The following is a 12,572-nucleotide window of genomic DNA, read 5'->3' on the forward strand; positions in this document are numbered from 1 at the left end:
GACTGCTGTATCTCGCAGCAATCTGTTTTCACCTCTTTTTGCTTTATTTCTGTTGACCAACTAAAATCTTTGCAGCAATCGTGATGCCAGTTAATGGTGACCAATCTATTTTATCAATGTCAATATTAAAAAGAAGCGGTGTCATGTGAAGAAGTGCCGCTTTCTCGTTTTCTCTCAAGCTGAAAGTGGCTGCAACGTCATAAGAATTCGTAATGGTAAAGGCTTCCTCAAAATGCTCAATGATTTTGTGGTTGGAATAATTTGTGTTGGTTAATTGCTCGGCAACGATACCACGAATTTCTTGCAAGTGTTGGCTGCTAGGAATAACCTTAATGAGCAAGCCGTTTTTCTGCAAGACGCGCTGAAATTCTTGGTAATTGGCAGGAGAGAAGATGTCTAAAATCATATCCATGCTAGCATCTTGAATAGGGATGTGTGCCAGATCTCCAACAAACCAATTTACCGTCAGGCTGTGGTCACTTTTGGCTGCTAGTTGAATAGACTCTTTTGACAAATCGAATGCATAGATATGTTTATCTGGCAATTGTGCTTGCAAATTTCGAGCATAATAGCCTTCTCCGCAACCAATGTCCAGCAGATTACCATGTTGTGGTAAAGATGATAAAATTTCTAGTAATTTCTTCAAAATTGGCTGGTAAAATCCTGCTTCGAGAATCAATTGTCGATTTTGAAAGTTGGATTTATCGTAGTCTTTTGATTGCTTCACCTGTGGAGCCAAGTTGACATAGCCAAACTTTGCCAAGTCGAAGGAATGATGGTTCTTGCATTTGAGACTATTTTCTGATAAAAACAAAGCTTGTTGACAAAAAGGGCAAGCAAAGAAAGTAGCTGTTTCAAAACGTTTAAGTTTGGGTTTCATGCGTTTTCTCTTTCATAAATTTCTCTGACTAGTGTAACATGTGAGAAATGCTTTGACAAGTAGATAAAGAAAGGGAATTTTAAAATGAACCACACTTTTAAAGCGGTTGGAGCTAAAGCAAGCACTATGGTAATATGCTTTTTGCTAAGTGAGAATGAAAAGAAGCTGGAGCGAAAAGTCTCCAGCTTCAAAGTATATAGAGCGCAATAGACCAACGATGTAGTAGTTGATTGCTCTCTTTCCTATTTAGTAAGTCAAAACAAAATATTTTTTCTTACCACGACGTATAACGGTGAGTTCATTTTCTAATTTGTCAGCGTCCGTTAATCTGTAGTCAAGGTCTTGAATACGCTCGCCATTGACATAAATAGCACCGTTTTGGACATCTTCACGCGCTTGGCGTTTAGAATTAACAACGCCAGCCGTTACCAAAAGTTCTACGATGTTGAGATTGTCATCTGCTTTCACTTGATAATTTGGCACGCCGCGAAGTCCTTGTTTCAATTCTTTGACAGAAAGATTTTTAATGTTTCCAGCAAAAAGCTGCTCGGTAATATTGAGTGCTTCTTTGTAGGCTTTTTCGCCATGCACAAATGTAACGACTTCTCGCGCTAAGATTTTTTGCGCCAAACGTTCATGTGGAGCTGTTTCAAATTGTTTCCCAATTTCTTCGATTTCATCAAGCGGAAGAAGGGTGAAAATTTTGAGGAAACGAACGGCATCAGCGTCCATGACATTCATCCAGAATTGGTACATTTCGTAAGGACTGGTCTTATCAGCATTGAGCCATACAGCGTTGCCTTCTGACTTACCAAATTTCTTACCGGTTGCGTCTGTGATAAGGGGCACTGTAATAACGTGAGCTGTTTTATCTGCCTTCCGACGAAGCAATTCAGTACCAGCAGTCATATTTCCCCATTGGTCAGAACCGCCGATTTGCAAAGTGACACCGTATTGCCGATTTAGCTCAAAAAAGTCATAGCCTTGCATGATTTGGTAAGCGAACTCAGTATAAGAAATCCCTGTTTCAATTCGTTTTTTTACGGACTCTTTACTCATCATGTAGTTGACGGTGAAATATTTTCCAACATCGCGTAGAAAATCAATAAAGCTAATATCGGAGAACCAGTCGTAGTTGTTGACCATTTCAGCCTTGTTGTCGCCATTTTCAAAATCAAGAAAACGCGATACTTGCGCTTGAATGCTCCGTACCCAACCTTCAACTGTGTCTTTTGTTTGTAAACTCCGCTCTGTATCTTTAAATGATGGATCGCCAATTAAGCCAGTTGCACCGCCGACGAGAGCGTAGGGTTTGTGACCTGCCAACTGTAAATGTTTCATGACAAGGATTGGTACAAGATGACCGAGGTGCAGGCTGTCAGCTGTCGGATCATAGCCAGAATAAAAACTAACATTTCCTTCCGCTAGGGCTTTGCGCAACGCTTCTTCGTCAGTTGTTTGAAAAACCAAACCACGTTCTTTTAGCTCATCAAAAATGTGCATATCTGTCTCTCCTTTATGAAATTTCTAGTTATTGTAACATTGTATCACAAACAGCCATTAGAATGTAGTAAAATTGCAAAAATAATTTAAAAAAACAATGATTCTAGCCAAGGATTCCCTTTCCTGTTGTCAGAAGTTTCATAAATTTGCTATAATAGGCAGAGAAAGTTCAAGGAGAAAGAATGAGTAAACAAGTTTTTGAAAAGATCAAACGATTGTTTGAAAAACTTTTTCAAACGAATCGTCCGAGCAAAAATGAAAAAGAAAGCTGGACACTTTGGAGTGTTGGCGGGACTGTCCTTCGTACTCTGAAATTATTATCAAATGTCTTTTTTGTGTTTGTTCTTTTAGGTTGCTTGTTTGGTGGAGGCATTGCATTAGGCTATGGTGCACGAATCTTTGACAAGGTTGAAACTCCTAAAAAAGAAGAGTTCATCAAAAAAATTCAAGATATTTCAACCATTTCTGAATTAAAATATGCTGACGGCAGCTCCATTTCAGCCATTGATAGTGATTTGTTGCGAGTGCCAATTAAGAGTAAAGATATTTCTGACAATGTGAAAAAAGCAGTCATTGCGACAGAAGATGAGAATTTTCGGAAGCATAATGGGGTTGTCACAAAAGCTGTTTTGCGGGCTACACTAGGCTCTGTTGTAGGGATTGGTTCCTCAAGTGGTGGTTCTACCTTAACACAACAGTTAATCAAGCAACAAGTTGTCGGCGATGCTCCAACCTTTAGTCGTAAAGCATCAGAAATCATTGATGCGCTGGCTTTAGAACGCTACATGAGCAAAGACGATATTTTAACGACTTATTTGAATGTGGCACCGTTTGGGAGAAATAACAAAGGGCAAAATATTGCTGGTGTGGAAGAAGCTGCACAAGGAATTTTTGGAGTTCCTGCCAGCAAATTGACAATTCCTCAAGCAGCTTTTATTGCCGGTTTACCACAAAGTCCGATTGTTTACTCTCCTTATGCAGCTGACGGTGGCCTGAAAAGTGCTAAAGATATGACTTTTGGTCTCAATCGTGCGAAAAATGTTATTTACAATATGTACCGAACAGGTGCGATTAGTAAAAACGAGTACCAATTGTATAAAGATTATGATTTAAAACGAGACTTTTTACCAAGTGATACGACTTCGGCAAGAACACATGACTATCTATATTACGTTGCTATGAAAGAAGCTCAAAAAGCAATGTATGATTACTTAATCAAACGTGACAATGTTTCACAGCAAGAGTTGAAAAATGATGCAACAGTGAAAGCTTACAGAGAACTAGCTGCGAAAGAGTTGAGTGAAGGCGGCTACACTGTCACCACAACTATTAATAAGAATGTGCATAATGCAATGCAAAATGCAGTAGCTAATTTTGGTAGTGTCTTAGATGATGGAACAGGTGCAGTCGAAGCTGGAAATGTCCTCATGGATAATCGTACAGGAGCTATTTTGGGGTTTGTGGGAGGACGTGATTATGCTTCTAACCAGAACAACCATGCATTTGATACAGAGCGCTCACCAGGCTCAACCATTAAGCCGATTTTAGCCTATGGTATTGCTATAGACCAAGGGCTTATGGGAAGTGCCAGCATGCTGTCTAACTACCCTGCAAATTTCTCTAGCGGTGAGCCAATTATGCACGTAGATAGCCGTGGTACAGCCATGATGGATTTGCAGGAAGCTTTGAATACTTCTTGGAACATTCCAGCTTATTGGACTTATAAATTGCTTCGTGACAAAGGAGTTAATGTCCAAGGGTACATGGAGAAAATGGGCTATCAAATTGAAAATTATGATATTGAAAGTCTGCCAATGGGAGGAGGTATTGAAGTATCTGTCGCCCAACACACCAATGGTTTCCAAACTTTAGCCAATAATGGGGCATACCAAGAGCGCTATATGATTGAAAAGATTACGACAAAAAACGGGAAAGTTGTCTATGAACACAAAGCAAAACCTGTTCAGGTTTACTCTAAGGCAACGGCGACGATTATGCAAAGTCTTATGCGTGGGGTATTGAGTTCGGGTGCTACGACGACCTTCAAATCTCGTTTAACGCAGATTAATAGCGGTTTAGCTAGTGCTGATTGGATTGGTAAAACGGGTACGACTAACAGTAATGGTGACATGTGGCTCATGGTATCCACTCCTAAATTAACGTTAGGTGGTTGGATCGGTCATGACAATAATGCTTCAATGGCAGCTTTGACTGGTTACAACAACAATGCGCAGTATATGGCTCAACTAGTAAATGCAATTTATCAAGCCGACCCAAGTCTCTGGGGAGTTGGTGATAAGTTCAACCTAGATTCTAGTGTTATTAAGTCCAATGTTCTTAAAGCAACGGGTGAACGAGCTGGCACAGTAACAGTCAATGGTCGCAGTATGAACCTGACCGGACAGACAGTTACTAGTTACTGGGCAAAAAACGGTGCTCCGATGACCACCTATAAATTTGGAATCGGTGGTACAGATAGTGATTATCAAAAAGCTTGGGCAGCACTTTTAGGCGGACGCTAAATAAAGGTAAATAAAAACACTTTCATAAGTAAAAAACTTGAAAAGCAGAGTTAAATAAGGTATAATATTACTAATAATTTGTCGTCTGCTTTATTTGAAATATTGTCCATATAAAGCTTACAGCAGTTAAATCATACTTTTAGAGTCAGATTTAGCTGCTCTTTTTGTGCCTGTTTTTGGGATTTTTGTCGTTTGTCATCAAAACTTAAAGATTCTGAAAATTACTCAAAAAGGATAAATGAAAATTGCTACTCTATCATGTAATAGAGAATGTAGAAAGAAGAAGGAGTAAAAAACTTGGCAGGACATGAAGTTCAATACGGGAAACACCGTACTCGTCGTAGTTTTTCAAGAATCAAGGAAGTTCTTGATTTACCAAATTTGATTGAAATCCAGACGGATTCGTTCAAAGATTTTCTTGACCATGGTTTGAAAGAAGTATTTGAAGATGTACTTCCTATCTCAAACTTTACAGATACAATGGAGCTAGAGTTTGTTGGTTATGAAATTAAAGAATCTAAATACACTTTAGAAGAAGCACGTATCCATGATGCCAGCTATTCTGCACCTATTTTTGTGACTTTCCGTTTGATTAATAAAGAAACTGGTGAAATCAAAACCCAAGAAGTGTTCTTTGGCGATTTCCCAATCATGACAGAAATGGGAACTTTCATTATCAATGGTGGTGAGCGGATTATCGTATCTCAGCTCGTTCGTTCTCCAGGTGTTTACTTCAACGATAAAGTAGACAAAAATGGTAAAGTTGGTTATGGTTCAACTGTCATTCCTAACCGTGGAGCTTGGTTAGAGCTGGAAACAGACTCAAAAGATATTGCTTATACTCGGATTGACCGTACTCGTAAGATTCCGTTTACGACACTTGTTCGTGCGCTTGGTTTTTCTGGCGATGATGAAATCTTTGACATTTTCGGCGACAGCGATCTCGTTCGCAACACGATTGAAAAGGATATTCATAAAAATCCAATGGATTCACGTACGGATGAAGCGCTTAAAGAAATCTATGAACGTCTTCGTCCAGGTGAGCCTAAAACAGCTGATAGTTCACGTAGTCTATTGGTCGCTCGTTTCTTTGATCCACATCGTTACGACTTGGCGGCAGTTGGTCGTTATAAAATCAATAAAAAATTAAACATTAAAACACGTTTGTTAAATCAAACGATTGCAGAGCCTTTGGTAGATCCAGAAACAGGTGAAATCTTGGTTGAAGCTGGAACGGTTATGACGCGTAGTGTCATTGATAGCATTGCAGAATACTTGGACGGTGATTTGAATAAAATCACTTATATTCCAAATGATGCAGCTGTGTTAACAGAGCCAGTTGTTCTTCAAAAATTCAAAGTGGTGGCGCCAACTGATCCAGATCGTGTGGTGACTATTATTGGTAATGCCAACCCAGGAGATCGAGTTCATACGATTACGCCAGCAGATATTTTGGCTGAGATGAATTACTTCTTGAACCTCGCTGAAGGACTTGGTCGTGTGGACGATATTGACCACTTGGGAAATCGTCGGATTCGTGCCGTTGGTGAATTGCTTGCTAACCAAGTACGTCTTGGCTTGTCTCGTATGGAGCGAAACGTTCGGGAGCGCATGAGTGTGCAAGATAATGAAGTGTTGACACCGCAACAAATCATTAACATCCGCCCAGTCACAGCAGCTATCAAAGAATTCTTTGGTTCATCTCAATTGTCTCAATTTATGGACCAACATAATCCACTGTCTGAATTGTCTCACAAACGCCGTTTGTCAGCCTTGGGACCTGGTGGTTTGACTCGTGATCGTGCTGGATATGAAGTGCGTGACGTGCACTATACCCACTATGGTCGTATGTGTCCGATTGAAACGCCTGAAGGACCAAACATCGGTTTGATCAATAACTTGTCTTCTTATGGACACTTGAATAAATATGGCTTTATCCAAACGCCGTATCGTAAAGTGGATCGTGAAACAGGTCTGGTCACCAATGAAATCGTTTGGCTGACAGCGGACGAAGAAGATGAATTTATCGTAGCGCAAGCAAATTCTAAATTAACAGAAGATGGTCGTTTTGCAGAAGCGATTGTCATGGGACGTCACCAAGGGAACAACCAAGAATTTCCTTCAGATCAAGTAGACTTCATGGATGTATCGCCTAAGCAGGTAGTTGCGGTTGCGACAGCATGTATTCCTTTCCTTGAAAACGACGACTCAAACCGTGCTCTCATGGGTGCCAACATGCAACGTCAGGCGGTACCGTTGATTGATCCGCATGCACCATATGTTGGTACTGGTATGGAATACCAAGCAGCTCATGACTCTGGTGCGGCGATTATTGCCCAACACGACGGTAAAGTTGTATATTCTGATGCAGCCAAAGTTGAAGTTCGTCGTGAAGATGGCTCACTTGATGTCTATCATATTACGAAATTCCGCCGTTCAAACTCTGGTACTTCTTACAACCAACGTACGCTGGTAAAAGTTGGCGATACAGTTGAAAAAGGTGACTTTATCGCAGACGGACCTTCTATGGAAAAAGGTGAAATGGCACTTGGACAAAATCCAATCGTTGCTTATATGACATGGGAAGGTTACAACTTTGAAGATGCCGTTATCATGAGTGAGCGTTTAGTGAAAGACGATGTTTACACATCTGTTCACTTGGAGGAATTTGAATCAGAAACACGTGATACAAAGCTTGGACCTGAAGAAATCACGCGCGAAATTCCAAACGTCGGTGAAGATGCTTTGAGAGACCTTGACGAAACGGGAATTATCCGCATTGGTGCTGAGGTAAAAGAAGGCGACATTCTTGTCGGTAAAGTAACACCGAAAGGTGAAAAAGACTTATCTGCTGAAGAACGCCTGCTTCATGCAATTTTCGGTGATAAATCTCGTGAAGTACGTGATACTTCCCTTCGTGTACCACATGGTGGTGCAGGGGTTGTCCGTGATGTGAAAATCTTTACTCGTGCGAACGGTGATGAATTGCAATCTGGTGTCAACATGTTGGTACGTGTTTACATCGCTCAAAAACGGAAAATCCGTGTTGGGGATAAGATGGCTGGACGTCACGGAAACAAAGGGGTTGTTTCCCGCATTGTTCCAGTTGAGGATATGCCGTATCTTCCAGATGGAACACCAGTTGATATTATGTTGAACCCACTTGGGGTGCCATCTCGTATGAATATTGGTCAAGTTATGGAGCTTCACCTCGGTATGGCTGCTCGCAACCTTGGCATTCACATTGCAACACCAGTATTTGACGGGGCTAGCTCAGATGATCTTTGGGAAACCGTTCGTGAAGCTGGCATGGATAGCGATGCTAAGACAATCCTTTATGATGGCCGTACTGGTGAGCCATTTGATAATCGTGTATCCGTTGGTGTCATGTACATGATCAAACTCCACCATATGGTTGATGATAAGCTCCATGCCCGTTCCGTTGGTCCTTATTCAACCGTTACGCAACAACCTCTTGGTGGTAAAGCGCAGTTTGGTGGACAACGTTTTGGAGAAATGGAAGTTTGGGCTCTTGAAGCCTACGGTGCTTCTAACGTCCTTCAAGAAATCTTGACTTACAAGTCAGATGACATCAATGGTCGTTTGAGAGCTTATGAAGCCATTACCAAAGGTAAGCCAATTCCAAAACCAGGTGTTCCAGAATCCTTCCGTGTCCTTGTAAAAGAATTGCAATCACTTGGTCTTGACATGCGTGTCCTTGATGAAGACGACAATGAAGTCGAACTTCGTGACTTGGACGAAGGCATGGATGATGATGTGATTCATGTAGACGATCTTGAAAAAGCACGTGAAAAAGCAGCACAAGAAGCAAAAGCCGCTTTTGATGCTGAAGGGAAAGAATAAGAACTGATTCAATAGATAATAAAGAAAGGTAAGAAATAGTGGTTGATGTAAATCGTTTTCAAAGTATGCAAATCACCCTAGCTTCTCCTAGTAAAGTCCGCTCTTGGTCTTATGGAGAAGTGAAGAAACCTGAAACAATTAACTACCGCACACTAAAACCAGAACGCGAAGGGCTTTTTGATGAAGTCATCTTTGGTCCTACGAAAGACTGGGAATGTGCGTGTGGAAAATATAAACGGATTCGTTATAAAGGAATCATTTGTGACCGTTGTGGTGTTGAAGTAACTCGTACTAAAGTTCGTCGTGAACGTATGGGACATATTGAGTTGAAAGCCCCAGTCTCTCATATTTGGTATTTTAAAGGAATTCCAAGTCGCATGGGCTTGACCTTGGACATGAGCCCTCGTGCTCTTGAAGAAGTCATCTATTTTGCAGCTTATGTGGTGATTGATCCTAAAGATACACCACTTGAGCACAAATCCATTATGACAGAGCGGGAATATCGTGAACGCTTACGTGAATATGGCCAAGGCTCCTTTGTTGCAAAAATGGGTGCTGAAGCAATTCAAGATCTCTTGAAACAAGTAGATTTGGAAAAAGAAATTGCAGAGCTCAAAGATGAATTAAAAACGGCAACTGGGCAAAAGCGCGTAAAAGCTATTCGTCGTTTGGATGTTTTAGATGCTTTCCAAAAATCTGGTAACAAACCAGAATGGATGGTCTTAAACATCCTGCCAGTTATTCCGCCAGATTTACGTCCAATGCTTCAGTTGGATGGTGGACGCTTTGCCTCTTCTGACTTGAATGACCTTTACCGTCGTGTTATCAATCGGAATAATCGTTTGGCACGTCTTTTGGAACTAAATGCTCCTGGAATCATCGTGCAAAATGAAAAGCGGATGTTGCAAGAAGCGGTTGATGCTCTGATTGACAATGGTCGTCGTGGTCGTCCTATTACTGGACCAGGTAGCCGCCCGCTCAAATCATTGAGTCACATGCTCAAAGGGAAACAAGGTCGTTTCCGTCAAAACTTGCTGGGTAAACGGGTTGATTTCTCAGGACGTTCGGTTATTGCAGTTGGTCCGACACTCAAGATGTACCAATGTGGTGTGCCACGTGAAATGGCTATTGAGCTTTTCAAGCCATTTGTCATGCGTGAAATTGTCGCGCGTGATATTGTGCAAAATGTCAAAGCTGCTAAGCGCTTGGTAGAACGGAATGATGAACGCATCTGGGATATTTTAGAAGATGTGATTAAAGAACACCCAGTGCTCCTTAACCGCGCACCGACGCTTCACAGATTAGGAATTCAAGCGTTTGAGCCAGTTTTGATTGACGGAAAAGCTCTTCGTTTGCACCCACTTGTGTGTGAGGCTTATAATGCCGACTTTGACGGAGACCAAATGGCGATCCACGTGCCCTTGTCAGAAGAAGCCCAAGCAGAAGCACGGATTCTCATGCTGGCAGCTGAGCACATCCTCAATCCAAAAGACGGGAAGCCAGTAGTAACCCCTTCACAGGATATGGTCTTGGGGAACTACTATCTGACTATGGAAGAAGCTGGTCGTGAAGGAGAAGGAATGGTCTTTAAAGACCGTGATGAAGCTGTAATGGCTCTCCGTAATGGTTATGTTCACTTACATACGCGTGTTGGGATTGCGACAGATAGTTTAAACAAACCATGGACAGAAAATCAAAAACACAAGATCCTCTTGACAACAGTGGGTAAGATTCTTTTCAATGATATCATGCCAGATGAATTACCATATTTGCAAGAGCCAAATGCCTCAAACATGGCAGAAGGTGTGCCAGCTAAGTATTTCTTAGAACCTGGTCAAGATGTCAAAGCAGCTATCAGTAAGCTGGAATTAAATGTGCCATTCAAGAAGAAAAATCTTGGAAATATCATCGCTGAAATCTTCAAACGCTTCCGTACAACTGAAACATCTGCTTTCCTTGACCGTCTGAAAGATCTCGGCTATCACCATTCAACGTTAGCAGGCTTGACAGTAGGGATTGCTGATATTCCGGTCGTTGAAGATAAGGCAGAAATTATCGAAGAGTCCCACAAACGTGTAGAACAAATTACCAAACAATTCCGTCGTGGTATGATTACAGACGATGAACGCTACAATGCAGTTACTGCTGAATGGCGTGCAGCTCGTGAAAAATTGGAAAAACGTTTGGTTGCCAACCAAGATCCTAAGAATCCAATCGTTATGATGATGGATTCTGGAGCCCGTGGTAACATTTCTAACTTCTCACAACTTGCTGGTATGCGTGGCTTGATGGCTGCTCCTAATGGCCGCATCATGGAATTGCCTATTCTATCTAACTTCCGTGAAGGTTTGTCTGTTTTGGAAATGTTCTTCTCTACTCACGGTGCTCGTAAAGGGATGACTGATACAGCCCTTAAGACGGCTGACTCAGGTTATCTGACTCGTCGTTTGGTTGATGTGGCACAAGATGTGATTATCCGTGAAGACGACTGTGGAACCGATCGTGGTCTTGTTATCCGCTCAATTACTGACGGTAAGGAAATGATTGAGCCATTAGAAGAACGCTTGATTGGTCGTTATACGAAGAAATCGGTTAAACATCCTGAAACAGGCGAAATCATCGTTGGTCCAGATGTATTGATTACAGAAGATATGGCGCATGAGATTGTTAGCGCTGGTGTCGAAGAAGTCACTATTCGCTCTGTCTTTACATGTAATACACGTCATGGGGTTTGCCGTCGTTGTTACGGTATCAACTTGGCAACGGGCGATGCGGTTGAAGTCGGTGAGGCAGTCGGAACGATTGCCGCCCAATCTATCGGTGAACCTGGTACACAGCTTACAATGCGCACTTTCCACACGGGTGGTGTTGCGTCTAATACCGATATCACACAAGGTCTTCCTCGTGTCCAAGAAATCTTTGAAGCCCGCAATCCGAAAGGGGAAGCAGTTATTACTGAAGTCAAAGGTGAGGTGACTGCGATTGAAGAAGATGCTTCTACTCGAACTAAGAAAGTTTTTGTTAAAGGGGCAACTGGTGAAGGGGAATATGTAGTACCATTTACAGCTCGTATGAAAGTAGCAGTAGGGGATAAAATCTCTCGCGGTGCTGCTCTGACAGAAGGGTCTATCCAGCCTAAGCACTTGCTGGCTGTTCGTGATGTCTTGTCTGTTGAAACTTACCTGCTAGCTGAAGTACAAAAAGTTTACCGCAGCCAAGGGGTAGAAATCGGTGACAAGCACATCGAGGTAATGGTTCGCCAGATGATTCGCAAAGTGCGTGTTATGGATCCAGGAGATACCGACCTTCTTATGGGTACACTCATGGATATCACAGACTTTACCGATGCTAACCGCGATGTGGTTATCTCTGGAGGAGTTCCTGCGACTGCTCGTCCAGTCCTCATGGGAATTACTAAAGCATCTCTTGAAACAAATAGTTTCTTGTCAGCGGCTTCCTTCCAAGAAACCACTCGTGTCCTCACAGATGCGGCTATCCGTGGTAAGAAAGACCACTTGCTTGGTCTCAAAGAAAATGTTATCATTGGTAAAATCATTCCAGCTGGTACAGGTATGGCTCGTTACCGTAACCTTGAACCACAAGCTGTCAATGAAGTCGAAATTATCGAAGATACAACTGTAACAGAACCTGTGGAAGAAACCACTACAGTAGAATAATAAAGAGTCGAGCCTTCTCGGCTCTTTTTATGTTCAAAATTATTTTGTGAAAATTTTCCTTATATCAAGAAAACTTTTAGAAAATATGATATAATAGTTTCGTATAAAATAGAAAAAGGAGTTTTT

Annotated in this window: 5 protein-coding genes; 3 read left to right on the forward strand and 2 right to left on the reverse strand. The window is 41.7% G+C overall.

The genetic code is table 11. The features are described 5' to 3' along the window. Positions 1–43: 43 nt before the first annotated feature. Positions 44–880 (reverse strand): putative RNA methyltransferase, encoded by an 837-nt coding sequence (locus EL079_RS08745; RefSeq protein ID WP_003032234.1) that lies wholly within the window; start codon positions 878–880, stop codon positions 44–46. 246 nt (positions 881–1,126) lie between these two features. Continuing rightward, complete coding sequence (tyrS, locus tag EL079_RS08755) at positions 1,127–2,383, reverse strand: tyrosine--tRNA ligase (RefSeq protein WP_003032239.1); 1,257 nt, start codon at positions 2,381–2,383, stop codon at positions 1,127–1,129. A gap of 182 nt (positions 2,384–2,565) precedes the next feature. Between tyrS and pbp1b the strand changes: the two genes are divergently transcribed. The 3 genes from pbp1b (at position 2,566) to rpoC (ending at position 12,446) form a co-directional block, all read left to right on the forward strand. After that, the gene (gene pbp1b / locus EL079_RS08760; RefSeq protein WP_003032225.1) at positions 2,566–4,905 is read left to right on the forward strand and encodes a penicillin-binding protein PBP1B; all 2,340 of its coding nucleotides are present in this window, start codon (positions 2,566–2,568) and stop codon (positions 4,903–4,905) included. Positions 4,906–5,202: 297 nt separating this feature from the next. Further along, complete coding sequence (gene rpoB / locus EL079_RS08765) at positions 5,203–8,769, forward strand: DNA-directed RNA polymerase subunit beta (protein ID WP_003032204.1); 3,567 nt, start codon at positions 5,203–5,205, stop codon at positions 8,767–8,769. A 38-nt stretch (positions 8,770–8,807) separates the two neighbouring features. After that, positions 8,808–12,446, forward strand: a complete 3,639-nt coding sequence (rpoC, locus tag EL079_RS08770; protein WP_003032220.1) for a DNA-directed RNA polymerase subunit beta' — start codon at positions 8,808–8,810, stop codon at positions 12,444–12,446. Positions 12,447–12,572: the final 126 nt, after the last annotated feature.

Source organism: Streptococcus anginosus (assembly GCF_900636475.1).
GTDB classification, from domain to species: Bacteria; Bacillota; Bacilli; order Lactobacillales; family Streptococcaceae; genus Streptococcus; species Streptococcus anginosus.